The sequence below is a fragment of the Streptomyces sp. RKAG337 genome (genome assembly GCF_023701715.1).
Taxonomy (GTDB): domain Bacteria; phylum Actinomycetota; class Actinomycetes; order Streptomycetales; family Streptomycetaceae; genus Actinacidiphila.
Genome location: NZ_JAJOZA010000001.1, coordinates 3,493,294 through 3,518,144, shown reverse-complemented (window position 1 = coordinate 3,518,144; position 24,851 = coordinate 3,493,294). Strand labels below are relative to the sequence as shown.

27 protein-coding genes are annotated in these 24,851 nt (G+C 71.2%); 20 read left to right on the top strand and 7 right to left on the bottom strand.

Translation table 11 applies throughout. From position 1 onward, the window contains the following. From LNW73_RS15475 to crcB (LNW73_RS15415), 13 genes are all read left to right on the top strand, one after another. Positions 1-894, top strand: coding sequence for an MlaE family ABC transporter permease (locus tag LNW73_RS15475; RefSeq protein ID WP_250976868.1), 894 nt, complete (start codon positions 1-3; stop codon positions 892-894). Beyond that, positions 891-2,207 carry an MCE family protein gene (locus LNW73_RS15470; RefSeq protein ID WP_250990298.1) on the top strand — a complete coding sequence of 439 codons (1,317 nt, stop codon included), beginning with the start codon at positions 891-893 and terminating at the stop codon, positions 2,205-2,207. The genes LNW73_RS15475 and LNW73_RS15470 overlap by 4 nt, the downstream gene beginning before the upstream one ends. Next, a complete protein-coding gene (locus tag LNW73_RS15465) occupies positions 2,204-3,235 on the top strand; it encodes an MCE family protein (protein ID WP_250990297.1) in 1,032 nt (343 codons plus the stop codon). The genes LNW73_RS15470 and LNW73_RS15465 overlap by 4 nt, the downstream gene beginning before the upstream one ends. Further along, the gene (locus LNW73_RS15460) at positions 3,232-4,293 is read left to right on the top strand and encodes an MCE family protein (RefSeq protein ID WP_250990296.1); all 1,062 of its coding nucleotides are present in this window, start codon (positions 3,232-3,234) and stop codon (positions 4,291-4,293) included. Before LNW73_RS15465 ends, LNW73_RS15460 begins: the two co-directional genes overlap by 4 nt. Continuing rightward, positions 4,293-5,312: an MCE family protein gene (locus tag LNW73_RS15455; protein WP_250990295.1), complete on the top strand. Its 1,020-nt coding sequence runs from the start codon at positions 4,293-4,295 to the stop codon at positions 5,310-5,312. The genes LNW73_RS15460 and LNW73_RS15455 overlap by 1 nt, the downstream gene beginning before the upstream one ends. Before the next feature lie 26 nt (positions 5,313-5,338). Beyond that, a complete protein-coding gene (locus LNW73_RS15450) occupies positions 5,339-6,613 on the top strand; it encodes an MCE family protein (RefSeq protein ID WP_250992930.1) in 1,275 nt (424 codons plus the stop codon). Further along, positions 6,610-7,863, top strand: a complete 1,254-nt coding sequence (locus tag LNW73_RS15445; RefSeq protein WP_250990294.1) for an MCE family protein — start codon at positions 6,610-6,612, stop codon at positions 7,861-7,863. Before LNW73_RS15450 ends, LNW73_RS15445 begins: the two co-directional genes overlap by 4 nt. 11 nt (positions 7,864-7,874) lie before the next feature. Beyond that, positions 7,875-8,417 (top strand): hypothetical protein, encoded by a 543-nt coding sequence (locus LNW73_RS15440; protein ID WP_374118266.1) that lies wholly within the window; start codon positions 7,875-7,877, stop codon positions 8,415-8,417. A 21-nt stretch (positions 8,418-8,438) separates the two neighbouring features. Next, positions 8,439-9,053, top strand: a complete 615-nt coding sequence (locus tag LNW73_RS15435) for a hypothetical protein (RefSeq protein WP_250990292.1) — start codon at positions 8,439-8,441, stop codon at positions 9,051-9,053. Positions 9,054-9,094: 41 nt separating this feature from the next. Further along, a complete protein-coding gene (locus LNW73_RS15430) occupies positions 9,095-9,616 on the top strand; it encodes a nuclear transport factor 2 family protein (RefSeq protein ID WP_250980249.1) in 522 nt (173 codons plus the stop codon). Positions 9,617-9,639: 23 nt separating this feature from the next. Beyond that, positions 9,640-10,356, top strand: coding sequence for a hypothetical protein (locus LNW73_RS15425; protein WP_250990291.1), 717 nt, complete (start codon positions 9,640-9,642; stop codon positions 10,354-10,356). Between the two features lie 74 nt (positions 10,357-10,430). Next, entirely contained in the window at positions 10,431-10,913 is a 483-nt protein-coding gene (crcB, locus tag LNW73_RS15420) for a fluoride efflux transporter CrcB (RefSeq protein WP_250990290.1), read from the top strand. Continuing rightward, positions 10,910-11,284 (top strand): fluoride efflux transporter CrcB, encoded by a 375-nt coding sequence (gene crcB / locus LNW73_RS15415; protein ID WP_250990289.1) that lies wholly within the window; start codon positions 10,910-10,912, stop codon positions 11,282-11,284. The genes crcB (LNW73_RS15420) and crcB (LNW73_RS15415) overlap by 4 nt, the downstream gene beginning before the upstream one ends. Positions 11,285-11,309: 25 nt before the next feature. On the opposite strand, the gene LNW73_RS15410 is transcribed toward crcB (LNW73_RS15415), so the two are convergent. Then, on the bottom strand, positions 11,310-12,464 hold the full coding sequence (locus LNW73_RS15410; RefSeq protein WP_250976879.1) for a magnesium and cobalt transport protein CorA: 1,155 nt from the start codon (positions 12,462-12,464) through the stop codon (positions 11,310-11,312). Positions 12,465-12,682: 218 nt separating this feature from the next. Between LNW73_RS15410 and LNW73_RS15405 the strand changes: the two genes are divergently transcribed. Further along, positions 12,683-13,090, top strand: coding sequence for a DUF6344 domain-containing protein (locus LNW73_RS15405; protein WP_250976880.1), 408 nt, complete (start codon positions 12,683-12,685; stop codon positions 13,088-13,090). A 230-nt stretch (positions 13,091-13,320) separates the two neighbouring features. Beyond that, on the top strand, positions 13,321-13,932 hold the full coding sequence (locus LNW73_RS15400; protein ID WP_250990288.1) for a hypothetical protein: 612 nt from the start codon (positions 13,321-13,323) through the stop codon (positions 13,930-13,932). Here LNW73_RS15400 and LNW73_RS15395 read toward each other — a convergent pair. Beyond that, entirely contained in the window at positions 13,920-15,032 is a 1,113-nt protein-coding gene (locus tag LNW73_RS15395; protein WP_250990287.1) for a hypothetical protein, read from the bottom strand. The two genes, LNW73_RS15400 and LNW73_RS15395, sit on opposite strands and share 13 nt — an antisense overlap. 243 nt (positions 15,033-15,275) lie before the next feature. On the opposite strand from LNW73_RS15395, the gene LNW73_RS15390 reads away from it, so the two are divergent. Next, entirely contained in the window at positions 15,276-16,088 is an 813-nt protein-coding gene (locus tag LNW73_RS15390) for a SigB/SigF/SigG family RNA polymerase sigma factor (RefSeq protein WP_250992929.1), read from the top strand. A gap of 128 nt (positions 16,089-16,216) precedes the next feature. On the opposite strand, the gene LNW73_RS15385 is transcribed toward LNW73_RS15390, so the two are convergent. Continuing rightward, complete coding sequence (locus tag LNW73_RS15385; protein WP_250976883.1) at positions 16,217-16,720, bottom strand: DUF5949 family protein; 504 nt, start codon at positions 16,718-16,720, stop codon at positions 16,217-16,219. A 378-nt stretch (positions 16,721-17,098) separates the two neighbouring features. On the opposite strand from LNW73_RS15385, the gene LNW73_RS15380 reads away from it, so the two are divergent. Continuing rightward, positions 17,099-17,350 (top strand): chaplin, encoded by a 252-nt coding sequence (locus LNW73_RS15380; protein WP_250990286.1) that lies wholly within the window; start codon positions 17,099-17,101, stop codon positions 17,348-17,350. A gap of 202 nt (positions 17,351-17,552) precedes the next feature. On the opposite strand, the gene LNW73_RS15375 is transcribed toward LNW73_RS15380, so the two are convergent. Both LNW73_RS15375 and LNW73_RS15370 read right to left on the bottom strand, forming a co-directional pair. Next, positions 17,553-18,422, bottom strand: a complete 870-nt coding sequence (locus tag LNW73_RS15375) for a tyrosinase family protein (protein ID WP_250990285.1) — start codon at positions 18,420-18,422, stop codon at positions 17,553-17,555. Between the two features lie 19 nt (positions 18,423-18,441). After that, positions 18,442-18,939, bottom strand: a complete 498-nt coding sequence (locus tag LNW73_RS15370; protein WP_250990284.1) for a tyrosinase cofactor — start codon at positions 18,937-18,939, stop codon at positions 18,442-18,444. Between the two features lie 483 nt (positions 18,940-19,422). Here LNW73_RS15370 and LNW73_RS36680 point away from each other — a divergent pair, with 483 nt between their 5' ends. The 3 genes from LNW73_RS36680 to LNW73_RS15355 all read left to right on the top strand — a co-directional run bounded on the left by LNW73_RS36680 (position 19,423) and on the right by LNW73_RS15355 (position 22,934). Continuing rightward, on the top strand, positions 19,423-21,285 hold the full coding sequence (locus tag LNW73_RS36680; RefSeq protein WP_374118104.1) for a glycoside hydrolase family 26 protein: 1,863 nt from the start codon (positions 19,423-19,425) through the stop codon (positions 21,283-21,285). A gap of 151 nt (positions 21,286-21,436) precedes the next feature. Further along, a complete protein-coding gene (locus tag LNW73_RS15360) occupies positions 21,437-21,847 on the top strand; it encodes a rodlin (protein ID WP_250976887.1) in 411 nt (136 codons plus the stop codon). Between the two features lie 295 nt (positions 21,848-22,142). Beyond that, positions 22,143-22,934, top strand: coding sequence for a hypothetical protein (locus tag LNW73_RS15355; RefSeq protein WP_250990283.1), 792 nt, complete (start codon positions 22,143-22,145; stop codon positions 22,932-22,934). Between the two features lie 91 nt (positions 22,935-23,025). On the opposite strand, the gene LNW73_RS15350 is transcribed toward LNW73_RS15355, so the two are convergent. Both LNW73_RS15350 and LNW73_RS15345 read right to left on the bottom strand, forming a co-directional pair. Next, on the bottom strand, positions 23,026-24,180 hold the full coding sequence (locus LNW73_RS15350; protein WP_250990282.1) for a GNAT family N-acetyltransferase: 1,155 nt from the start codon (positions 24,178-24,180) through the stop codon (positions 23,026-23,028). Next, on the bottom strand, positions 24,180-24,842 hold the full coding sequence (locus LNW73_RS15345) for a lipopolysaccharide biosynthesis protein (protein WP_250976890.1): 663 nt from the start codon (positions 24,840-24,842) through the stop codon (positions 24,180-24,182). Before LNW73_RS15345 ends, LNW73_RS15350 begins: the two co-directional genes overlap by 1 nt. Between the last annotated feature and the right edge of the window lie 9 nt (positions 24,843-24,851).

Here is a 24,851-nt window from a genome sequence, read left to right as displayed (position 1 = left end):
ATGGCCCTTCTCGACAAGGACGCGCCGCAGGACGCCCCCGTCCCGCCGGACCGGAACGCACCGGCCGAGTACCGCCACGGCGCCCGGTCCGACCGCTGGTTCGGCTGGCTGGACCGGCTCGGCGACCATCTGATCTTCCACATCACCGCGCTGCTGTGGATCCCCAAGACCCTGCGCCGCTACCTCAAGGAGATCCAGCGGCTGCTGGCCGAGGTGGCGTTCGGCAGCGGCGGGCTCGGGGTCATCGGCGGCACCGTCGGCGTGATGATCGCGATGACGCTCTTCACCGGCACCGTCGTCGGCCTGCAAGGTCACGCGGCGCTCAACCAGGTCGGCGCCGCCGCGTTCACCGGCTTCGTCTCGGCGTACTTCAACACCCGGGAGATCGCACCCCTGGTGGCGGGCCTCGCGCTCTCGGCCACCGTGGGCGCCGGCTTCACCGCGCAGCTCGGCGCGATGCGCATCAACGAGGAGGTCGACGCCCTGGAGGGGATGGGCATCCGCAGCATGCCGTACCTGGTGACGACCCGGATCATCGCGGGCGTCGTCGCGATCATCCCGCTCTACGGCATCGGCCTGGTCAGTTCGTACGTCGCCTCACGGCTGGTCACGGTCTTCGTGAGCGGCCAGTCGGCGGGCACCTACGACCACTACTTCCACACGTTCCTGTCGCCCGACGACGTCCTGCTGTCGTTCCTCAAGGTGATCGTCTTCAGCGTGACGGTGATCCTCGCGCACTGCTACTACGGCTTCCACGCCGAGGGCGGTCCGGCCGGCGTCGGGGTGGCGGTCGGCCGGTCGGTGCGGAACGCGATCGTGGTGATCAGCGTGACGGACTTCTTCCTGAGCCTGGCCATCTGGGGCACCACGACGACGGTGCGGGTGGCCGGATGACCGCCCTCACCGTGCGACGGCGCTTCGCCGGAGTGGTGTTCCTGCTGGTCCCGGCGCTGCTCATCTGGCTCTCGGTGGCGATCTACGACAAGGAGTTCTCCGACGACGCGACGGTGACCGTCAGGACCGGCAGCGTCGGCAACGCGATGCACCTGTACGCGGACGTGAAGCTGCGCGGGGTGGTCGTCGGCCAGGTGCGCGGCATCACCGCCGACGGCGACGGCGCCCGCGTCACGCTGGCCATCCAGCGCGACAAGCTGAACGGCATCCCGGCCGACGTCACCGTGCAGATGCTGCCGACGACGCTGTTCGGGGAGCGGTTCGTGGCCCTCGTGCCGCCGGCGCGGAGCACCTCGGGGCCGAAGCTGCTGGCCGGCAGCACCATCGCGCAGGACCGCTCCAGCAACGCCATCGAGCTGGAGCAGGTGCTCGACAACGTCCTGCCCCTGCTGACGGCGGTGCAGCCGGAGAAGCTCTCCGCCACCCTCAGCGCCGTCTCGCAGGCGCTGCAGGGCCGCGGTACGAAGCTGGGCGACAGCTTCGTCACCCTCGACGCCTATCTGGCGAAACTCAACCCGAACCTGCCGGCGCTCAACCGGGACATCCAGGAGCTGGTGAAGGTCAGCCGCGTGTACGGCGACGCCGCCCCCGACATCCTTCAGGCGCTCACCGACTTCACGACGACCAGCGGCACCATCGCCGAGCAGCGCGCCAACCTCAGCACCCTGTACGGGTCGACGACCAGCACCTCCCAGGACCTGACCGCGTTCCTGCGGCAGAACCAGGACACCATCATCCGGCTGTCGGCGGACAGCAGGGGAACGCTCCAGCTGCTCGGCGAGTACGCGCCCTCGTTCCCCTGCACCCTGCGCACGCTGGCGAACTTCGTGCCGGCGATGGACAAGGCGCTCGGCAAGGGGACCAATGAGCCAGGACTGCACGTCACCGTGCGGACCGTTCCCTCCCGGGGCAAGTACCTGCCCGGCAAGGACAAGCCGTCGTACACGGCGAGCACCGGGCCCAACTGCTACCCGGTGCCGTACCTCGGCCGGCCGACCCGGACGGACGACACGGTGTCGCCGGGCCTCACGGGCCCGGCAGCCACGACGCCCCCGGCAGCCACGACGGGCGTCACCGTGACCGGTGCCGGAAGCGGGAACGGCGGCCTGGGGCTGCCCAACTCGCCGCAGGAGAACGAACTCGTCAACGAACTGCTGGCACCGGCGCTGAACGCCTCGCCGGACTCCCTTCCCGACTGGAGCAGCCTGCTGGCCGGTCCGGTCTTCCGCGGTGCGGAGGTGAGGCTCCAGTGAGGCGCCGGAGCATCGCGGGACCGCTCATCAAGTCGATCGTCTTCATCCTCGTGACGGCCCTGGCCACCACGGTGCTGGCCTTCAGCATCGCCAACACCGGGATCGCGGACACCGTCGGCTACAAGGCGCGGTTCACCGACACCACCGGGCTGATCACCGGCGACAGCGTGCGGATCGCCGGGGTGAAGGTCGGCCAGGTCGAGGACATCCGAGTGGTGGACCGGCGGCTCGCCCAGGTGACGTTCTCGGTCGAGAAGGGCCGGGCGCTGCCGGCCTCGGTGACCGCGTCGATCAAGTACCTCAACATGGTCGGCCAGCGCTACATCGACCTGCAGCAGGGCGCCGGGCCGATGGACCGGGCCTTCACGCCCGGTTCCACCATCCCGCTGGACCGCACCTCGCCCGCCCTCGACCTCACCCAGCTGTTCAACGGGTTCCAGCCGCTCTTCGAAGGGCTGTCGCCCAAGGACGTCAACCAGCTCGCCGGGGAGATCATCCAGGTGCTCCAGGGCGAGGGCGGCACCGTCAACAGCCTGATCAGGAACGTGGGTTCGCTGACCACCACGCTGGCCGCCAAGGACAAGGTCATCGGCGAGGTGATCGACAACCTCAACACCGTCCTGACCAGCGTCAACACCCGGGAACAGGGCTTCAACGAGCTGGTGGGCACCCTGCAGACCCTCGTCACGGGCTTCGCGGGCGACCGGCAGCCGATCGGGGACGCGATCACCGCGATCTCGCAGCTCACCACCAGCACGGCGGGACTGCTGGACGACGGCCGGGCGCCGTTGAAGGAGGACATCCGCCAGCTCGGCAGGCTGTCGTCCAACCTGGCCGCGAGCACCCCGCAGATCGAGAACTTCCTGCAGAAGACGCCCGTCAAGATGCGGACGATCACCCGCCTCGCGTCGTACGGGTCCTGGCTCAACCTCTACCTCTGCGAGGCCAAGGTGTCGGGCGTGACCACTTCGGACGGCAGCAAGGCGCCGACCGGTATCGCGATCACCGAAGCGCGGTGCAGGTCATGAGCGGGCGGGCGGCGCGGCTGCGCCGGCGGGCGGCGGGGCGGCGCCCGAAGCCGATGGCGGAACGCAACCCCGTCACCGTCGGCATCGTCGGGCTGCTCGTCCTCGTCCTGCTGGGCGTGGTCGTCTACAACGCCGACGCGCTGCCGTTCATCGGCGGCGGCACCACGTACACGGCGGACTTCACCGAGGCGGCGGGGCTCGACCCCGGCAACGAGGTGCGGGTCGCCGGGGTGAAGGTCGGCAAGGTCACCGGCGTGGGGCTCGACGGCGGCAAGGTGAAGGTGACCTTCAAGGTCAAGGACACCTGGATCGGCGACGCCAGCCGGGCCGCGATCGGCATCAAGACGCTGCTCGGCGAGAAGTACCTGGCCCTGGACCCGCTCGGCTCCGCCGCGCAGAACCCCGGGCGGCGCATCCCGGCCACCCGCACCACCTCCCCGTACGACGTGACGCAGGCGTTCAACGGACTCGGGCAGACCTTCGGGGAGATCGACACCGCGCAGCTCGCCAAGAGCTTCGACACCATCTCCGCCACGTTCAAGGACACCGCGCCCCAGGTGCGCACCGCCGTCACCGGGCTCTCCGCGCTGTCGAAGACGGTCTCCGACCGCGACACCCAGCTCGCCGAACTGCTGGCGGGCAGCAAGCAGATCACCGGGACGCTGGCCGGCCAGCAGAGCAGGTTCGAGAAGCTGATCACGGACGGGAACCTGCTGCTGGGCGAGTTGCAGAAGCGACGGGACGCCATCCACGGGCTGCTCACCGGCACCCAGGACCTCGGCACCCAGCTGACCGGCCTCGTCGAGGACAACAACAAGCAGCTGGAGCCCACCCTCAGCGCGCTGGGCCGGGTCACCACCGTCCTGCTGAAGAACCAGAAGAGCCTCGACGCCGCCCTCGCCGCCATCGGACCCTACTACCGGCTGGTCGGCAACACGGTCGGCAACGGCCGCTGGTTCGACAGCTACCTCTGCGGGCTCGTCCCGCGCACCTACCTGCCCGCCGGCACGCCTCCCACCACCGGATGCATGCCACCCAAGTCCCAGGGCGGTCGCTGATGACGGCACACCTGTCCGGACGGCGCGGCATCGCGCTCGGCACCGTCCTGCTGCTCGTCCTGGTCGCGGTCGCCGGCGGCGTGTACGTCTTCGGCGGCAGCGGCGGCAAGCGCATCACCGCCTACTTCGACCAGGCCGTCGGCGTGTACCCCGGCTCCGATCTGCGGGTGCTGGGCGTGAAGGTCGGCAGCATCGACTCGGTGACACCCGAAGGCCGCCAGGTGCGGGTGAACCTCACGCTGGACAAGGGCGTGAAGGTGCCGGCCGACGCGGGTGCCGTCGTCGTGGCGCCCAGCATCGTCTCCGACCGCTACATCCAGCTGAGCCCCGCGTACACCGGCGGCGCGCAGATCGGCGACCGGGCGACGATCCCGTCGAGCCGCACCGCCAGCCCGGTGGAGGTCGACCAGCTCTACGAGAGCATCACCAGGATCAGTGACGCGCTCGGCCCCAAGGGCGCCAACTCCACGGGTTCGCTCTCCGCGCTGCTCGACACCGGCGCCGCGAACCTCGGCGGCAACGGCAAGCTGCTCGGCGACACCATCGAGCAGCTCGGCAAGGTCACCAAGACGCTCTCGCTGAACAGCGGCAACTTCTTCGACACGATCAGCTATCTGCAGTCCTTCACGACGATGCTGAAGAACAACGACGGCAACGTCCACCGGGCCGCGCAGCAGCTCTCCGAGGTCACCGGCTTCCTCGCCGAGGACAAGGAGAACCTGGCCGGCGCCCTGAAGCAGCTCGCCACCGCTCTGGGCGAGGTGAAGGGCTTCATCCACGACAACAGGACCCGGCTCAAGTCGGTCGTCGACCAGCTCGCGCCGCTCACCCAGTCCCTCGTCGACCAGCGGGCCTCCATCGCGGAGGCGCTCGACACCGCGCCGCTCGCGGCCGACAACGTCCTCAACGCCTATGACCCGGCGCACCGGACGATCGACGGCCGGGCCGACATCAACGAGCTGAGTTTCCCGCTGCCGACCGTCGGCACCGTCTACGGCACGCAGGGAGCGACCCGGTGAGACAGACGAACCGGGCCGCCGCCGCGCTGGCCCTCACGCTCGTGCTGGCCGGCTGCTCGGCGCCGGGGCTCGGCGGGATCGACAGCCTGCCGCTGCCGGGCGGCGCCGACCTGGGCAGCCATCCGTACACCGTCACCGCCGAGTTCGCCGACGTCCTGAGCCTCGTCCCGCAGTCGGCGGTCAAGGTCAACGACGTGGCCGTGGGCCGGGTCACCGCCATCGACCTCGCGCCGAACGGCTGGACGGCGAAGGTCACGATGCGCGTCAACGGCAAGGTCGTGCTGCCGGCCAACGCGTACGCCCACCTCGAACAGTCCAGCCTGCTCGGCGAGAAGTTCATCCAGCTCGCCGCCCCGGACCAGCAGACGGGCGGGGAGACCGGCACCGGCCGGCTCGGCGACGGCGCCCGCATCCCGCTCGACCGCACCAACCGCAACCCGGAGGTCGAGGAGGTGTTCGGCGCGCTGTCGATGCTGCTGAACGGCGGCGGCGTCAACCAGCTGAAGACGATCACCGTGGAGCTCAACAAGGCCCTGCAGGGCAACGAACCGCAGGTGCGCTCCATGCTGACCCGGGTCAACGCCCTCGTCACCGACCTGGACGGCCACAAGCAGGACATCACCGCGGCGCTCGACGGCGTTAACCACCTCTCCGCGACCCTCGCCACCCGCGACCGGCAGATCGGCACGGTGCTCACCGGTCTCAGCCCCGGCCTGAAGGTACTGGAGGAGCAGCGCGGTTCGCTCGTGACGATGCTCCGCTCGCTGGACACCCTGTCCGATGTCGCGGTCACCACCGTGAACAGGAGCAAGGACGACATGGTCGCCGATCTCAAGGCGCTCGCGCCCACCCTGCAGCGGCTCGCCGACTCGGGGAAGGCGCTGCCGGACTCGCTCCAGGTGCTGCTGACGTACCCGTTCACGGACGAGGTGCTCAGCGGCGTCAAGGGCGACTACCTCAACGTCTACCTGGACATGACGGCCGCGCCGGGCACGCGGATCGTCCCCGAGCTCGACTTCGCCGACAACGTCTACCCGCCGCCGACCAGCGACCCGGGCGAGGACGTGGGAGGCACGGACGCGGGGACCGATGCCGGGACGGACGCGGGAACGGACGCGGGCACCGATGCCGGGACGGATGCCGGGACGGACGCGGGCACCGACGCGGGTGCCGATTCCGGGGGTACGGATGCGGGTGCCGATTCCGGCGGTACGGAGGGCGTCAGGTCGTCGCTCTTCCCGCTGCCGTCCGTCGGACCCGTCAGGACCGTGCCGTCCCCCTCGGCGGGGGGCCACTCATGATCACCCTCGGCACCCGGCTGAAGAACGTCGCCTTCCTCGTGATCGCCGTCCTCGTCCTCGGCTTCATCGGCGCCCGGTACGCCGACCTCGGCCACTACTTCGGCATGCGCGGCTACTACGTGGTCAAGGTCCGACTCCCGGAGACCGGCGGCCTGTTCACCCACTCCAACGTCACCTACCGAGGGGTCTCCGTCGGCCGGGTCGGACCGATCACGCTCACCGACGACGGCGTGGAGGCCGAGCTGCGGATCAACGACTCGGCGCCGCCCATCCCCGCCCGGCTGCAGGCCGTGGTCGCCAATCTGTCCGCGGTCGGCGAGCAGTACATCGACCTGCGCCCGACGGCGGACGGCGGGCCGTACCTGGCGGACGGCTCGCGCGTCCCGGTCTCCGACACCCGTACGCCCGCCCCGGTGACGAACCTGCTCACCAGCGTCGACACCCTGGCCTCCTCCGTGCCGCTGGCGTCGCTGAAGACCGTGGTCGACGAGTTCGGCAAGGCGTTCCAGGGCCAGGGGGACAATCTGCAGTCCCTCGTCGACAACAGCACCGACTTCATCCAGGCGGCGAACCGGGCCGAGCCCACCACCACCAAACTCCTGATCGACGGGGCGACCGTGCTGGGCACCCAGGCGCAGGAGGGCGACGCGATCCGGTCGTTCGCCACCAGTGCCAAGGACCTGGCCGCCCAGCTGAGCGGCTCCGACGCCGATCTGCGGCGGCTGATCACGGCCGCGCCGGAGGCCGCGACCCAGATCAGCGCGCTGCTGCGGGACCTCAACCCGAGTCTCAGCGTGGTGCTCGCGAACCTGCTGACCACGTCGGACGTGGCCGTCACCCGCCAGCACGGCATCGAGGAGCTCCTGGTCCGGCTCCCGGCGGTCGCCGCGGCCGGTGCCACGGCCATCAACGGCAAGGGCGCCAACCTCGGGATGTCGGTGACGTTCTTCTCGCCGCTGCCCTGCACCGCCGGATACGGGGGAACCCCCTACCGCAACGGGCTTGACCTCAGCGCCGCGCCGGCCCTCAACACCGGGGCGCGCTGCACCGCTTCGCCGGGCAGCGGCACCAACGTCCGCGGTTCCGGCAACGCCCCGAAGGGCGGCGTACCGGCCGCGACCCGGCCCGGTGCGCTGCTGCTCGGCACCGACGCGGGCGGCACCCTTCCGGCGGCCCTCGGCCTGCCGTCGCTGCCGGCCGCCGGCCCCTCCGGCATGAGCGGACTGCTCGGACTGGAGCCGCGCCCGTGACCGGCCGGCGGATCTCCCTTCCCACTCCGCCGACCGTTCCGGCGGCGGTCAGAGGAGCCGTCGCCTGGGCGGTGGCGGCGGCGATCGTGGTGTTCTGCGCCTTCGCGGGCTGGTCGTACCGGCAGGCGCGGACGGACGAGTCGCTCGCCTACGCCAAGGCCCGCGACGCCGTCCTCGCCGACGGGCGGCAGAACATCGTCCGCCTCAACAGCATCGACGGCACCGATGCCCAGCACGTCCAGGCCGGTCTGCGGCAATGGCTCGACGCCACCACCGGACCCCTGCACGACGAGATGGCCCGCACCAACGCCAAGAGCGGCAGCTCGCTGCAACAGGCCGGCACCAGCGCCCGCTGCACCGTCACCGACGCCGCCGTCACCGAACTCGACACCCGGTCGGGCACGGCCAGGCTCATCGCGACGGTGCAGGTGGCGGTGGTCCCGCGCGATGGCGCGCCCACCACCGACCGCAAGCGCTTCGAGGCCGGGCTCGCCCGGACCTCCGGGGGCTGGCGGCTCACGGCGATCAACGCGGTACCCGTCGGCGCGGGCTGATCCGGAGAGAGGGCGGCGAACGTGAGCACCACAGAGGACACCAGGACCGAGCCCGCCGACGAGGCGGCGGAGACGGCCGGGACGGTGGACGCGGCCGAGGAGACCGGGGACGCGCCCGCACCGGGCCGGCGGCGGCGCGTCACCAGGGCGGCCGCGATCGTCGCCGGGCTGCTCGCCGTCCTGCTGCTGACGGGAGTCGGACTGCTGATCCGGACGTCCCGGCTGACGGACCCGGGAGCCACGTCCAACACGGCGCTCACCGACACCGGAGCCACCAGCCGGGTCATCGGCGATGTCAGCAACACCCTCGGCAAGGTCTTCTCCTACACGCCCGAGGACACCCAGGCCACCGAGCTGGCGGCGAGGGAACTGCTCGCCGGAACGGCGGCCGGACAGTACGAGGCGCTGTTCGGGCAGGTCAAGCAGCAGGTGGCCGCACAGAAGCTGACGCTCACCACCCATGTGGTGCGGGCCGGGGTCAGCCGGCTCGACGGCGACAGCGCGCAGCTCCTCGTCTTCCTGGACCAGACGGCGGAGCGCAAGGGAAAGAAGGCCACCACCGCGGCGGCCCAGCTGTCGGTGACCGCCCGGTTCCACGACGGTCACTGGCAGATCACCGACATCACGTCCCGGTAGGGGAGAGGCAGATGGCAGGTACGAAGACGTGGAACCCGCTGCTGGTGGCAGCCGTCGCGCTGGCCGTCCTCGCGGTCGCCGCCGCGGGCTGGGGCGGCCGGTCCTGGTACGGGGCGGCGCACGACGACTCCGCCGCGTACGCGCAGACCCGTGACCAGGTGCTGGCCGCCGGGGAACAGGGCGTGCAGAACATGAACACCCTCGACCACAGGAACCTGACCCAGGGGCTCGACACCTGGCAGAACTCCACCACCGGAGACCTGCGCACCCAACTGGTGCAGGGCAGGGCGGCGTTCGAGAAGCAGGTGCAGCAGGCGCAGACGGTGACCACGGCGAAGGTGCTGTCCGGCTCGGTGACCGAGCTCGACGTCCGGACCGGAAAGGCGAGCGTGATGGTGGCGCTGCGCATCACGGTCACCGCGCCCAAGAGCCAGCCCTCGGCGAAGGAGAGCCGGCTGCTCGGCGAGCTGACCCGTACGCCTGACGGCTGGAAGCTCAGCGCCCTCGGCCAGGCGCCGGTCGGCGAGACCGCCCCCACTCCGCAGCCGTCCGCCGCCGGTTAGAGGACCCGAGAGGACCCGCGTACATGTCGACGACCCGCCACCTCATCAACCGGCAGCGCCGCCTGGCCGCCGCACCGCCCGCGAACCGGACGCGCCCGGGACCGCCGCCCGCGCCCGAGGAGCCGGACCAGCAGGATCGGAAACCCCGGGCGAAGCCGGAACCGAAGCCGGAACCGAAGCCCGCGCCGAAGCCGTCGGCCAAGGAGCCCGACCGGGGCGGCAGCAGTGTGCGGTACCGGGTCGTGGTGGCCCTGGGCGTGCTGACGGTGCTGCTCGGCGGCTTCGCAGGCTGGGCCGCCATGGAGGCGGCCACGCTCCACGACACCGCGGCGACCCGTAACACCGCCCTCACCGACACCGCCCGCACCAGCGAGGTCAAGGGCATGGTGACGCAGGCGGTGAACTCGGTCTTCTCCTACAACTACGCGGACCCCGCACGGACGGACCAGGCGGCGAAGAAGCTGCTGACCGGCAAGGCGGTGCAGCAGTACGCGGACATGCTCGCCCAGGTGCGCAAGCAGGCTCCGGTGCAGAAGCTCGTCCTGACGACGACGGTCACCGACAGCGGTGTGGAGCTGATCGACGGCGACCGGGCCCGGGTGCTGATCTTCGCGGACCAGCGGAACACCCGTACCGCGCCGAAGGAGGAGACGACCTACGCGGCGGCCATGTTCGCCGTGGACGCCGTCCACCAGGACGGTGTCTGGAAGATCGGCAACATCGACACCTTCAGCCGCTGACCCGCTGACCCGCTGACCCGCTGACGCGCCGACCCACGGGGCTGAAGGGGCCCCGGCCGCTATCGTGACGTGCGATGTCCCGTCGCGAGGTGGTGAACGAGCCCATCGACCCCGATGTCGACCTGCGCGTGCCGGCGCAGCGCGACGAGCTGCTGCGCCACCAGGTGCCGGTACTCGCCGTGATCTCGCTGGGCGGTGCGGCCGGCGCCTGCGCCCGGTACGGCGCCGCGCTGCTCTGGCCGACGCCCGCCGGCGGTTTCCCGTGGACGACGCTGCTGGTCAACACCGTCGGCTGCGCCGTGATCGGGGTGTTCATGGTGCTGATCAGCGAGGTGTGGACCGTGCACCGGCTGGTGCGGCCGTTCTTCGGGACCGGGGTGCTGGGCGGCTTCACCACGTTCTCCACCTACGCCGTGGACATCCGCGACCTGCTGGAGCAGGGCGAGGCCAGGACCGGTCTGGCCTATCTGGCGGGGACGGCGCTCGCCGCCCTGACGGCCGTGTGGACCGCCGCCGTGCTGACCCGCCGCCTGGCGGTCAGGGGTGAGGCGCGGTGAACTGGCTGCTCGTCGTCGCCGGCGCCGCCGTCGGCGCCCCGCTGCGCTATCTGACCGACCGTTTCGTCCAGGCCCGGCACGAGACGGCCTTCCCCTGGGGAACGTTCACCGTCAACGTGGCCGGCTGCCTGGTGCTCGGCATCGTCACCGGCGCGGTGACCGCCGGGGCCGCCTCGTCCGCCGTGCGGCTGCTGCTGGGCACCGGCCTGTGCGGGGCGCTGACGACGTACTCGACGTTCTCCTTCGAGACGCTGCGCCTGGCCGAGGACGGGGCCCGGTTCTTCGCCGCCGCGAACGTGGTGGTGAGCATCACCGCCGGACTGGGCGCCGTCTACACCGGCGTGGCCCTCGCCCAGACGCTCTGGACCTGATCCCGGGCGGTCCGGGCCCCGCCCCTCACAGCCAGTTGCGCCGCTTGAAGACCATGTAGAGCCCGACACAGACCACGCCCATCAGCCCGATGGCGAACGGGTAGCCGAAGGCCCACTTCAGCTCGGGCATGGACTCGAAGTTCATGCCGTACACGGTGCCGATCAGGGTCGGGGCGAAGAGGATGGCCGCCCAGGACGAGATCTTCTTGATCTCGTCGTTCTGGGCGTTGCTGGCCTCGGCGAGCTGCTTCATCTCCTCGTTCTGCGCCTGGGTGACCAGGGTGGCGTTGACGGCGAGGATGTCCGCGATCATCTGCCGGAAGCCGTCCACCCGCTCGACGACGGTGGTGGCGTGGTCGTCGACGTCCCGCAGATAGCGGCGCAGCTCCTCGTCGGTGCCGTACTTCTCGAATCCGGCGGTCAGCGCGGAGAGGATGTTCAGCAGCGGGCGGGTGGCGCGCTGGAACTCGACGACCTCGCGGGACAGCTCGTAGATACGGCGGGAGACCTTCGGGTCGCCGCCGAAGACCTCGGTCTCGATCTCGTCGATGTCGTTCTGCAGCCCGGCGATGACCGGCGCGTACCCGTCGACGACGGAGTCGAGCACGGCGTAGAGCACCGCCTCCGGCCCCAGCCGCAGCAACTCGGGGTCGGCCTCCAGCCGGGCGCGCACGGTCGACAGGTCGGGCGACTGGCTGTGCCGGACGGTGAGGACGAAGTCCGGGCCGACGAAGAGGTGCAGCTCGCCGAAGTCGACCTCCTCGGCGTCGTCGAGGTAGCGGGCGGCGCGCAGCACGACGAAGAGGGTGTCGCCGTAGCGCTCCAGCTTCGGCCGCTGATGGGCGACGACGGCGTCCTCGACGGCCAGCTCGTGCAGCCCGAACGCGGCCGCCGCGGCCAGCAGCTGGTCCTCCGCCGGCCGGTAGAGGCCGATCCAGGCCATGGCGTCCGGTGTGTCGGGCAGCTTCCGGTAGGCCTCGGTGAGGGTGGCCGGGGTGTCGATCCGGCGGCCGTCGCGGTAGAGCGCCGCGTCGATCACGCTGTTCTCCACCGGACCCGACTCCGTCGTCTCCTCCGCCGGGTGCCGGGGCTCCATCGAGCGCTCGGGGGCCGCGTCCGCGGCCTGGTCGCGCTGGTCTCGCTTGTGCGGGCGCAGTGCCCGGGGACGCCGGTCCGACATGGCGGGCTCTTTCCTGGCGGAGCGGATCTGTTCGGACGGGCAGCACGCTACGGCGGTCCGTCGCGGATACACGGTAGCCCGGGGCGCGGGCCCCGGATCGGGGTCGTTGGCCCGTCCGAGTGGTGTTCATACGAAAAGCGGCGCGGATCCCGAGATCGCCGTGCCCCGTCCACATGATGAGGGACATACGCAGACCAACCGATCGAAAGCGAGGGGCCGTGGCCACCACAGCGAGCACCGCAACCGCCGCAACTGCCGCAACCACCAGGGTCGCGCAGTTCTGGACCGTCTTCCTCGGCGTTCTCGCCGGGATCCTCACCGCGCTGCGGCTCACCGCCCCGGCCCGTGCCGCCCGTCGCGAGGTCGCGGCGGCCGAGCGGATCGCGCCGGCCGCCCCGTTGTCGCCCCTCGCGGCCTTCGCCGGGAGCGCGCCCCGCGGCGAACGGTCCCTGCCGCCCACCATCAAGCAGCGCATCCGTGCCGAGGCCCACGGCGCCTCACCCGTCTCCCGGCAGCGCACCGCAGGTCTCGGCGACACGCACCTCACCCCCGCCGCCGACGCCCCCGCCGACACCCTGGTCCCGGCGGACGACGACCGCTTCGATCGCCTCCCCTGCGCGGCCTGACCCGGTCAGGACCACCCGCGTTCGACCGTCGCGACCGGTGCGACCATCTCGACCGTCTCGACCAGTACGTCTGAACCGACACTCCTGATCCACAGCACCACATGTCGTGTCGAGACCGCCTCCCCGGAGCGCGGGAATCTCCACGACCCACAGAACCCAAGACCTCGATGTTCGGAACCCATCCCCCACCCGGCCTGCCGTCGAGGGCACGTGCCTGGTAGGCATGGCCCGTGCGATTCGAGACAGTGCCGATGCCGTCTGCCGTCCGGGCCAGGCCGCGTGACCTCCGCGGCTATCCCGTACCGGCCATCACCCCGTGGGACGGGGACGCGCCGCAGTTCGCGCTGACGGACTACGACCGCAGTGCCGACTGCGCCCGTATGCGGCGGTGTTCGGTCTGCGACACGCTCATGCGGCCAGGACCGGTGTGGCGTGTGGTGGGCGCCTCGGAGAGCGCCGCCATCGCCGACGCGCTGGCCGCCGGGCGGCCGTACCGCAATCTCGCCCCCACCCTGGAGGGCCCGGGGCACCGCGCCTGCATGCTCTACGCCTCGATGGTCTGCCCCTACCTGGCCCGCCCGAACGCGCGCCGCGGGCTGTCCGCGCAGCAGCCGGACGAGCTGACCGGGCATGTCGTCCGGGGCGCGGTGCGGGGTGCGACGGGCGCGGTGGTGGGCTTCGGCGACTACGAGTTCGCCGTCACCGGCACCCAGGTGCTGTTCCGGTTCCTCGACATCGTCGAGTTCCTGCCGCACGACACGTCCGACGCGCACCTCGAGGAGCTGCGCGCCGAACTCGCCGCCCGGGACCGGCCGGGAGAACCCGGGGATCAGCCGCGGTAGGACGGCAGTCCGGTGTAGGTGGAGACCAGTTCCGGCGCGGCGGAGCCCTTCGTGGAGAGCGTGACGATGCCGGCCGGCGTCCTGGCGGCGATGGTGCTGCCGTCCGGGGACCAGGCGGGCTCCGTGTAGTCCGTGGTGGCGTGCGGCGTCAGGTCCCGGAAGACGGGGCCGGTGTCCGTCGGGGTCTCCAGGAACAGGTGGTCGTGGCCGCCGGCCGAGCGGACGAAGACGATCTCCTCGCCGTCGGCGTGCGACATCGCCGGCTGCGAGCCGTGGGTGAGCGGGGAACCCTGCTGACGGACGTAGTCGTCACGGATGAAGACCTCGCCGGTGCCGGAGTTCGCGTACACGGCGCCGCCGTGGGTGCCGCCCGCACTCGGCCAGGCGTTGCCGGTCTGCGGGATCCGCTGCGCACCGTCCCCGGGCTCCCCGCCCAGACCGAGCTTCTTCGGGGTTCCGCTGACGGCGTTCGCGGGCACGCTGTCCAGCTCGGAGACGCCGTTCCTGCGGACCGCGAAGAAGATGTTGTTCCGCCGGGACAGCTCCGGAATCGTGTCGTACCCCGTCACCTGCCACGTCGGGTGCGACCAGTTCTGCCCGCCTGGGTTCCGGGCGACGGTGACGCGTCCGGTGCCGTTCGGGTCGGCGACGGCGAGGTTGCCCGCGCCGTCGATGAACGCGGCCTTGCGGCCGTCCGGTGACCAGGCCAGATCCCTGACGGCGGTGCCGAAGTCCACCCTGGTGCCGTTCATCACCACGTACCGGGTGCCGTCGCTGATGGTCAGTCCGCTGTGCGCCGTGCCGTTCAGGACCGGCGCCCGGGTGCTGCCCGCCGTGGTGGCCGTGCCCGTGGGGGTGGAGCCGCCGGCCGGTGTCGTGGTGGCGCTCGTGCTCGGAGCGGTGGTGGCCGACGGGGTCGCACCGCCGGCCGGAGCGGAGGAACCGCCGCCGCCCGGGGCGCCGGTGGCGGCCGGCGGAGTGCTGACCGCCCGCGCGCCCGACGTCGGACCGCAGCCGGTGAGCAGTGCCGCGGTGGCGGCCGTGAGGGTGGCGGTGAGAGCGACGGCGACGGCGGTGCTGCCACGGGTACGAGCGGACATGAGCGGTTCCCCCCAAGGACGTTGATAGGAGAAGGGTGACGATTCAACGTCCGTGGCGTGTGTGACCGCTGTCACGGACGTGCAACAGCGATTCCGGGATTTGTGGGTGTGGGACCGATGGACCCGGGTAGGCGGGTGCCATTGCCGGTTGCTCCTGGGAGGATGAGGAACATGACAGCGCTAGTGAACTCGGACGACACAGCTGTGGTTGACGTCCCGACCACGGGCGGCTGTGCCTCGTCGATGACGGAGCTGCCGTGGATCGAGGAGGCGGGCAAGGTCGCGCCGAAGGATGCGCGGGCCCTGTCGAAGCTGTTCTTCGACCGCCTGCAGAGCCTGGAGGAGGGGACGCGCGACCACCAGTACGCGCGGAACACCCTGATCGAGCTGAACCTGTCCCTGGTCCGGTTCGCCGCCGGCCGGTTCCGCAACCGGTCGGAGGACATGGAGGACATCGTCCAGGTCGGGACGATCGGCCTGATCAAGGCGATCGACCGGTTCGACCTGTCGCGCGAGGTCGAGTTCACCACCTTCGCCATTCCGTACATCTCCGGCGAGATCAAGCGCTTCTTCCGTGACACCAGCTGGGCCGTCCACGTACCGCGCAGCCTCCAGGAGCGCCGGATCGCGCTGGCGCAGGCGAAGGACGCGCTCTCCCAGCGGATGGACCGCTCCCCGACCACCGCGGAGCTGGCCGAATACCTGGACCTGACCCCGGCCGAGGTGAACGAGGGGCTGGTGGCCAGCAACGGCTACACCGCCGGCTCCCTGGACCTCCCCGCGGGGGAGAACACCGAGGAGGCCGCGGGCAGTTCGTTCGTCGACCGGCTCGGCGAGGACGACCCGGGCATGGAGGCGGTGGAGAACCTGCAGGCGCTCAAGCCGCTGATGGCCGAACTCGGCGAGCGGGACCGCGCGATCCTGCGGATGCGCTTCGGCCAGGAGATGACGCAGTCCGAGATCGGTGTCGAGCTCGGGGTCTCCCAGATGCATGTCTCCCGGCTGCTGACCCGGACGCTCACCCGGCTGCGCACCGGGCTGCTCACCCAGGCGTAACACGCACGTCAGCACGTCAGCACGTCAGAGCTTCAGCACGTCAGAGCTTCAGCACGTCAGCACTTCAGCGCGAAGGTCCCCGCCGGGCACTCTCCGGCGGGGACCTTCGCGTTCTGACAGCCGGGCGGTCAGCCCTGGAGGGAGCCGACCGGGACGAAGCAGTGCGCGGAACCGGCCAGCATCGTCTCGTCGCCCACGAAGGACTTGAGCACCTCTTCGCTGACCGGCTTCCCCGGTGCCGCCTCCGGCCACGGCCGGGTGGCGAACATGAAATACACCATGCCGCGCTCGCGGGCCGCGTCCACCCACTGCTCGGGCACGGGGCAGGCCGCGTGCAGGTACGGCATGGTCAGGACGGCCTGGCCGCCCTCGACGAGGAGCTTCACGGGGGCCTTGGGCACCTGGGCGATGTCCAGGATGGTCCCGCCGAGCGGCAGGCCGACCTCCTCGATCGCCGCGGTGATGGCCGCCTCCGCGACCTCGTGGCCGCCCTCGACATCGCCGAGGGAGTAGGCCAGGAGGAACGCGATGTCCCGTTGGTCCTCGATGTGCTCGCCGGCCCAGGGGATCACCGCGAGGGTGCCCATCTGGCTCTGCCGGGTGATGTCCGGAGCGGTGCTGGTCTGACTCATGGCAACGGACTGTAACGGCGGGCCGGGCCCGACCGGGCCCGCGTGTCACCTGAGAGAGCGAGTCCTGACCGCTAAACCCACCGAACGAGGTCTTGTCGATCGCACATGCGATACGACGGTATGTCCGTGGAAGAGGCGTGATGCACCACCCCCGCCCGTGACCGGCGGGGCCCGTGGTCGTTGGACAGGGCGCATCACCCCCGCGCGAAGGCTCCGGAGCGTCCAAGCTTCGGAGCCTTTGGTGTCGGGGCCGCCCTCACCGGCGGTGACGTTCACCAGTTCAGCTCAACCTGCGTGACTATGCGGCATACATACGCGTTGCGCAGGGCGTCAATGCCGCAGGTCCTGCGGTTGGGTTTCACCATCAAGGAGATTTCGATGTCGCGTATCGCCAAGGCAGCCGCCATCACCGCCGCGGCCGGTGCCGTTCTGGCCGCGGGCGCCGGCATGGCTACCGCCGACGCCGGTGCCCAGGGTGCTGCGGTCGGTTCGCCCGGCGTTCTGTCCGGCAACCAGGCCCAGGTCCCCGTTCACGTGCCCGTCAACGTCTGCGGTAACTCCGTCAACGTGATCGGTCTCCTGAACCCGGCGTTCGGCAACCACTGCGAGAACGTCTCGGGCGGCTGGTAGTCCCGGTTCTCAACAGCTGTAAGGCCGTTGGACCGGACGACGACCGGCCCGGCACAGCGGGCCGGCGGGACGCAGTCTGACCGTCCCGTCACCTGTCCGTCCGGCGGCCCGGGGTGAACACCCCCATCCAACTGGTGCGGCCTCCCGCGATGCCTTCGCGGGAGGCCGCACTCGTGCGTTCGCGCACTGCTCCCGGTACGGGTCAGTTCTCCTCGTACCGGTAGATGTTCTGCAGGTTCATGACCTCGGACGGCTTCGTGTTCCACGGCGGCATCGGCTCGTTGAGGCTGACGACGCGGCCGTGCTGCGGGTCGGAGGCGGCCAGCGGCCGGGCCGGCAGATAGCCCGACTTCGGGTACTTGCGCTGCCAGCGCAGCCAGATGAGGTCGATGAAGGCGTGGTGCAGCCAGAAGACCGGGTCGTTGGGCGAGGTGGCGCCCGTCATATGGCCGCCGACCCACTGGTGGACCCGGTTGTGCAGGAATCCGCCCTGCGTCTCGCTGACCGTCCACCCCTCGATCCTGTTGCGGAAGCCCTTGGTGGTGGAGGTGGAGTTCCACGGGGAGGTGTCGTAGACCGACTCCGCGGCCGCCTTGTCGAGGTCCGCCTTCGTCGGCAGCCCGATCGGGCGGTCCGGGCGGCCGAACTGCCGGGTCAGATACTTCTCGTCCGTGACGCCGACGGTGATCGGCCAGTCGCCGTTGACGTACGCGAAGGGGCCGGTCATGACCTGGCCGTCGGACTGCCGGCCGTCACCGCCCAGGAAGTTGGCCGCCCAGATCGAGGAGGTCTTCGCGTTGTCCCGCGTCCAGTCCCAGTAGGGCAGGGTGACGCTCGGGTCCACGGACTGCAGCTTGCGCTCGAACTCCAGGATGAGCCGGCGGTGCCACGGGAAGAACGAGGGCGTCATGTGGCCGACCCGGAGCCCGGTGTCGCCGTCGGAGACGTAGTACTGACCGTGTATGCGGACGAAGTCGTCGTAGATGCCCTTGCTCTTGAGCTTCAGAACCGCGCGGACGAACTTCGCCCGCTGGGCACTGGTCATGTTCTTCTGGTTCTGGCGGGTGTACACCGTGTCGGCCCTTCTGCGGTCAGTGGTGGTAGGCGCCGCCGGCGAGCGACAGCTTGGCTTTGCCGATCACGTCGACCGCGCCGCGGGCCGTGTCGAGCGGGGTGGCGTACGGCTGGTAGTGGTTGGCCACACTCAGGTAACTGCCGTCCGCGCGCCGCATGAGGTGGAGCTGGCGGCCGTCGATGAGGATGACGACGGGGGAACCCTCGGTCGTGGCGCCGGCCGTGCCGGTGGGCACACCCTGGATGCGGCGGCCCCGGTAGACCTCGTCGAAGGCCCCGGCGGCCGCATCGGGGGCGGACCGCGCCTGGTCGCTGCCGGAGGCGGACCGGCCGGACCCGGTCTTCCCGCTCCCGGTCCTCCCGGCCTCGGACTCCCCGGCCGTGATGATCGGGTGCAGTACCGCGGTCGTGCCGGTGACGGCGACGGCCGCGGTGAACGCCGCCCGGAGCACCCGGCGGCGGGTGTGGGCGGATGGCGACGCTTTCCCGCCGCCGTCTTCCTTGGCTTCGCTCATGCTCAGCTCTCCTCGATATCGGCCGACAGGGCCGGACCTGTGAGGAGCGGCGGTATCGCGCCGCATTCGCCCGGACGGGCGGCGCCGACTGTCCGTCAGCTATGCACCATCATCCTGCTCCCGGCGTGAGGCGCTCGCTCATCACGGCAGCCGGAGTACAGAACTCCATTCGTGCGGGTGGCGTTTGCCTCCGACCCGTGACGAACGTAAATCCGATGTACGGCGGCGGAAGTCAACCGGGGGCCGGGTATTCACTCGATCTGACGACCCGACGGATTCTCCGGCGGTTCTGACCGGCGCACGTTTCCTAATGGACTATCAGAAGAGGCCCGCTCACCCGGTTGCTCATACCTTCTGAATTACCGTCCGGAGACAGTGCTCCGCGTCGGTAACGTCGCAGGAGGAGCAAACATGGCCCACCGACGCCAGAGACTGACTGGTGCATGTGTCGGAGCGGCCACCGCCGGCCTGCTCATGCTCGGGATGACCCACACCGCCGTCGACGACCTGCGCATCGCGGCGGACACCGCCGATGCGGCACCGCCGTCACCGGCCGCCGGACCGCCGGGGCCCGGATCGACCGGGGTCACGCGCCCCGCGTCGACCGCCGGATACACGCCGATGGGGGCGTTCACGTCCTCCGGTGCCGACGGTGTGCAGCGGATCGCCGATCTGCAGCAGTGGCTGGGCGGCACCAACCTCACGGTGGGCCACACCTACCTCCCCGGCGAGAGCTGGGACAACATCGAGGGCGAGCCCGAGCTGCTGCAGCCGTGGGCGAAGTGGAAGAAGGCGGAGCCGGACCGGCTCTTCGTCCTCAACGTGCCGATGCAGGAGCGCAACGAGCAGCACATCTCCGACAGCCAGGTGCGGTCGCTGCTGCGCTCCGGCGCGGCGGGCCGGTTCGACAGCCACTTCACGGAGCTGGCGCGGCGACTGGTCGCGCTGGGTGTGCCCGACACGGTCGTCGTGCTGGGCTGGGAGATGAACGGCACGACGTACACCCACCGCTGCGGTCCGGATCCGGCGTCCTGGAAGACGTACTGGAACCGCATCGTGACGGCGATGCGCGCCGTTCCCGGGCAGCGGTTCCGGTTCGACTTCGCGCCGAACCGCGGCCAGGACGCCATCGGCTGGACGTCGTGCTACCCGGGTGACTCCACCGTGGACATCATCGGTATGGACTCCTACGACCAGCCGCCGGGCGACTCCTTCTACGACCAGGTCGAGGAGCCGTTCGGTCTCCAGGCCCAGGTGGACTTCGCGGCCGAGCACAACAAGGCGATCTCCTATCCGGAGTGGGGACTCTTCCGGAACGGCGACAACGCGGACTACATGCGGATGATGCTGGGGTGGATCAACGATCACCGGCCGGTCTATCAGACGCTCACCGACTACTGCCCGCACGGCGTGTGGCAGTGCACGGACAACCCCAAGTCGTCGAAGGTGTTCCGCTCGACGAACTTCGCCCGCATCGAGCCGACGCCGACGCCGGTACCGACACCGGTACCGACCCCTGTTCCGACGCCGACGACGGTTCCCACGCCGACAACCACCCCGACGACCGTTCCCGCGCCGACGACGACGCCGACGACCGTTCCCACGCCGACGACCACGCCGAGCGGGACACCGAGTGTGCCGCCGACGCCCGCGGTCGTGCCCACGCCGGCACCGGCACCGACGCCGACGGACGGCGCGACGACCCCGGCTGAGTCCCCGACCCCGGCCGAGTCCCCGGCCGCGCCGGTGAGCCCCGCGCCGGGTGACGCCACGACGCCGCCGGCGACGGTGACGCCGCCCGCGGCTCCGGCGGTGCCGCCGACCGCCGATCCGGTGGTGGCTCCGGCGCCCGCTCCCGGTCTGAGCCCGGCGCCCGCGCCGAGTCCCGCCGCGACGCTCACCCCCCTGCCGGCTCCGGGTCCCGACCCGGCCGCCACCGGCGGCACGGCTCCCGCGCCCGCTCCGACCGTCATGGTTCCGGTGCCGGTGACCCTGCCGACGATCGGTGCGCCCTGCACGCCGACGCCGGACCCCGGCTTCAGTCCCGCCCCCAGCCTGTCGCCCGCACCGGTCGCGACGACCCCGACGCCGACTCCGTCGCCCACGTCGCCCACGTCGCCCACGTCGTCCGCGGCGGCCGTGCCGCCGGCTCCGATCGTCCAGGTGGCCGGACCCGTGTGCACGGCGGTTCCGGTGGGGCCGTTCAAGCCCGCTCCGACGCTCGGTTCACCCACGGCGCCCGCCGAGGTCTGCCTGCCGCTCGACATGGGAGATGAATTCAAGCGCCAGTTCGGCACCGGAAAGCTGTGCTTCCGCGTCGAATGGCAGACCCCCAAGAAGAGCTGACCGTCACGCGACGTGCCCGGCGGCAATGCCGCCGGGCGCCCGCATGGAAAATCGGTTGGGCTAGTGGAGTGAAATCGCGGAACCAAACCAGAGATGGGCAGTTGATCAGTTCGCTTCAATGACAGGAACATAGTTTCAAGAAGGGCGAACCGTGCTTAAGAAGTTCATGGCCAGTGCAGCAGTTGCCGTTTCCATCGTCGGTCTCTCCGCCATGGCTGCCCCGCAGGCGCTGGCCATCGGTAACGACGACGGAGCCTCCACCACGAACGGCAACGGGGCGGAGCAGAGCTACGGCAACACCCACACCGACGGTGTGATGAGCCCCCAGGTCGGCCTCGTCCAGGGCACGCTCAACAAGCCGTGTGTCGGCCTGCCGCTCAAGGCGAACGTCGGCTCGCTCGTCGGCCTCGTGCCGATCACGGCCCAGGACATCAACGTCCTGTCGTCGCCGCAGAACCAGCAGTGCACGGAGAACTCCTCGCAGATCAAGGGCGACGAGCCGCTGTCGCACATCCTGAGCCAGATCCCGGTGCTCTCGGGCAACGGCGTCGGCAACGGCTGATAGCTGACACCTCATCGCACGCCGGTGGCCGCGTACTCCGTACGCGGCCACCGTCGCGTTTTCCGGCGCCCCCGGTTTTCCCGGGGCACCCGGTTGGCGCACGCGGCCGCCGTCAATCCCTTCGTGGCGGCTCGCGCCGCCGAATGTGCTGTGTCCAGGGGCTGTTCACCGCCGGTCCCGCTGGAACAGGGCGGTGCGACACGCGGGTGCCGGTAGTTGACAGGTTGCGGGGCCGCCGTTCGCTTTCGACGGTTGTGGAGTACACCCGTCTGTTCAGCGAAGGGAAAACATCTTCATGCGCACCCACCGGACGACCGGCGTGATCGTCTCCACCGCCCTCGTCGGCGCACTCGCATTCGGCACTGCCGGAACGGCATTCGCGTCCCCCGACGTCGCTCCCACCGGTACCTTCACCGGTCGCACCGCCCCGGCGGCTCCTGATCCCGCCGCACTACTCGCCCAAGTCACCTCCCTCGCCGGCGTCGGCGCCGTCCTGACGCCGGTGACGGACGCGGTCAAGGCCGTGCTCGCGGCTCCCGGCAACAAGCTGTCGCCGGAAGACGCCACGAAGCACGCCGACGCGGTCAAGGCCGCGATCGCCGCGGCGAAGGTCCCCGCCGCGCCGGCCGTCCCGGCCGCGCCCGCCGCTCCGGCTGTCCCGGCTGTCCCGGCCGCCCCTGCCGTGCCGGCGGTTCCCGCTGTGCCCGCCGTCCCGGCTGTGCCTGCCGTCCCGGCCGTCCCGGCCGCCCCCGCGCTGTCCGCGGTTCCGGCGGTGCCCGGGCTGCCGACGCACGGCGTCAGTGCCGCGGACCGCTCCGCACCGCGTGCGGCCGACGTCGCGGGTGACGCGCTGGCCGGTCTGCAGACGGCCGTCGACAACCTGCTGAAGGCGGCCACGTCGGGTGACGTGGCGGGTGTCCTGAGCAGTGCGCTCGCGACCGTGACCGGTCTGGTCAACTTCCTGGTCGCCACGGTCCTCGGTGGTGCGCTGCCCGCCCCGGACCTGCCCGGCCTGCCGAAGCTCCCGGCGCTCCCGGCCCTCCCGGTCCCGGTCCCGCCGCTGCCGCTCAGCGACCTCCCCGGCTGACGCGTTCAGGACCCCGACGACCTGCGGCACGCGGATGGACGCGCGCCGCAGGTCGTGGTCGTTTCCGGATGGTGCCGGCGGGGAGGCGGCCTCAGACCCGCTTCGCCCGCCAGGTGTTCAGCCGCGACCGCCAGCCGCGCACCACCGGCAGATGGCGGCGCACCGCCGCGGCCACCCGGTCCCGGAGCGCGGCCCGTGCGACCTGGAGCCGGAGGGCGGGCGCGAACAGCGGCGACGTCATCAGCAGCCGCTGGTTGGCGACGAGGTCGGGGCACCAGGGCAGCTTGTTCGCCTCGTTGCCGCGCAGCAGACTCAGCGCTCCGCCGCCGCCCGCGGCGGTGGCGTGACCGGCGCCGTTCCTGATCAGCATGGTGGTGAGATCGGCCTTGGTGGCGCGCAGCCGGGGGTCGGCGCCGAACAGATAGCCGCCGACGAGCTGCGGGGAGAGCACCTTGAGGTCCGCCGCCAGCACTTCGCCGTCCAGCCGGTACTCGGTGATGACGGCGTCGCCGCCGGCCACCATGTGCTGCCCGGCCCGCTTGAGGTGTGCGGCGAAGCGCGGCCTGGCGTGCTCCGGGGTCACCCCGCGTCCCTCCCACTGCAGGATGTGCAGGCGCAGCAGGTTCTCGACGGCGGTGGGCACCTCGTGCTCGGAGACGACGCGCTCCTCGATGCCCAGGGCGTCGAGCTTGCGCACATAGGCCCGGGTGCGCTGGCCGCGGGAGGTGGACATCCGGGTGATCAGCTCGGCCAGCGGGACACCGGGCAGCTCCATGCAGACGGAGTCCGCCAGCCGCCGCTTGGGTCCCTGCCAGCAGTCGTGGAGCCGTTCGGCGGCGGCGCCCGGCCGTACCTCGCGGAGGTCGATCAGCGCGCCGCGGGCCGCGCGGCGCAGTCCGGTGGCCATCGCCGTGACGGCGGCGTCGGTGGCGTTGTCGTCGAGCAGCACGTCGAAGAAGTCGGTGATGCTGCCGCCCAGCGGCACCAGGACGGGCAGCGGCCGGTGGACGAGCATCAGCGGCGCGGCGCCGATGAGCTGCCCGTCCTGCCGGACGAGCAGCACCCGCAGCCGGCGGGGCCGCCCGTACGACGTCCACCAGGAGTGCAGCCAGGAGTGGCTCTGGAACGGGGTGGCCGTCCGGCAGTGCCGGTGCAGTCGCCCCCATTCCTCCCGCAGCGCGGCGAACTGCAGCGGGTCGCGGCACATCGTCACCGAGCGGACGGCCGTGGTGTCGCCCCCGGTCATCACGCCATTTCCTTGACCGGCGGACGGCTGCCCTGGGCCGGGGCGGGAACGGTGGCGTGACCGGCCGCCCGGCGGCCGCGGCTGCCGGGGCGGACCAGCAGGACCAGCGCGCCGATCAGGCCGCCGGCGCTGCCGCCGACGGCACCGGACAGTGCCGTCGAGGGCGAGGCGGCCGAGGCGGGGACGGCGGCCGGGGAGAACATCAGCAGCCGCACCCCGGTGTTGGCGGCGTTCCGGTTGCCGGTGGCCGTCAGGGAGTTCGCCACCGCGTTGGCGATGTCCGAGGCGTCGCGGGCCCGGGATCCGGTACCGGTGATCGCGATCATCGGCGCGTCGGGCGAGGTGGCCACCTGCACGTTCTCGCGCAGCCGAGCGAGGGGTACGCCCGCGTCCTCCTGCGCATCGGCCAGCACCGTGGAACCGGTGATGACGCGGCCGTAGGCCTGCGCGAACCCCAGGGCGGTGGCCGGGTCGGAGTGCTGCGGCACGACGATGACGTAGCTGGTCGCGGAGTACTGCGGCGGGGTGGCCAGGCCGTAGCCCAGGCCGCCGGCCAGCCCGAGGCCGATGCACAGCGGCAGCGGCCACCAGCGCGGCAGCCGTCGCGACGCGTCCCGCAGCCGGGTCGGCGCGCCGGGGGCGTGGGTGGGGGTCTCGTCCATGGGTTCGCT

Bases quoted from the DNA above. Each gene is read 5' to 3' on its own strand.
- LNW73_RS15475 (WP_250976868.1), top strand. From the start codon at position 1: ATGGCCCTTCTCGACAAGGACGCGCCGCAGGACGCCCCCGTCCCGCCG.
- LNW73_RS15470 (WP_250990298.1), top strand. From the start codon at position 891: ATGACCGCCCTCACCGTGCGACGGCGCTTCGCCGGAGTGGTGTTCCTG.
- LNW73_RS15460 (WP_250990296.1), top strand. From the start codon at position 3,232: ATGAGCGGGCGGGCGGCGCGGCTGCGCCGGCGGGCGGCGGGGCGGCGC.
- LNW73_RS15455 (WP_250990295.1), top strand. From the start codon at position 4,293: ATGACGGCACACCTGTCCGGACGGCGCGGCATCGCGCTCGGCACCGTC.
- LNW73_RS15445 (WP_250990294.1), top strand. From the start codon at position 6,610: ATGATCACCCTCGGCACCCGGCTGAAGAACGTCGCCTTCCTCGTGATC.
- LNW73_RS15425 (WP_250990291.1), top strand. From the start codon at position 9,640: ATGTCGACGACCCGCCACCTCATCAACCGGCAGCGCCGCCTGGCCGCC.
- crcB (WP_250990290.1), top strand. From the start codon at position 10,431: ATGTCCCGTCGCGAGGTGGTGAACGAGCCCATCGACCCCGATGTCGAC.
- LNW73_RS15410 (WP_250976879.1), bottom strand. From the start codon at position 12,464: ATGTCGGACCGGCGTCCCCGGGCACTGCGCCCGCACAAGCGAGACCAG.
- LNW73_RS15395 (WP_250990287.1), bottom strand. From the start codon at position 15,032: ATGTCCGCTCGTACCCGTGGCAGCACCGCCGTCGCCGTCGCTCTCACC.
- LNW73_RS15390 (WP_250992929.1), top strand. From the start codon at position 15,276: ATGACGGAGCTGCCGTGGATCGAGGAGGCGGGCAAGGTCGCGCCGAAG.
- LNW73_RS15385 (WP_250976883.1), bottom strand. From the start codon at position 16,720: ATGAGTCAGACCAGCACCGCTCCGGACATCACCCGGCAGAGCCAGATG.
- LNW73_RS15380 (WP_250990286.1), top strand. From the start codon at position 17,099: ATGTCGCGTATCGCCAAGGCAGCCGCCATCACCGCCGCGGCCGGTGCC.
- LNW73_RS15370 (WP_250990284.1), bottom strand. From the start codon at position 18,939: ATGAGCGAAGCCAAGGAAGACGGCGGCGGGAAAGCGTCGCCATCCGCC.
- LNW73_RS36680 (WP_374118104.1), top strand. From the start codon at position 19,423: ATGACCCACACCGCCGTCGACGACCTGCGCATCGCGGCGGACACCGCC.
- LNW73_RS15355 (WP_250990283.1), top strand. From the start codon at position 22,143: ATGCGCACCCACCGGACGACCGGCGTGATCGTCTCCACCGCCCTCGTC.
- LNW73_RS15350 (WP_250990282.1), bottom strand. From the start codon at position 24,180: ATGACCGGGGGCGACACCACGGCCGTCCGCTCGGTGACGATGTGCCGC.
- LNW73_RS15345 (WP_250976890.1), bottom strand. From the start codon at position 24,842: ATGGACGAGACCCCCACCCACGCCCCCGGCGCGCCGACCCGGCTGCGG.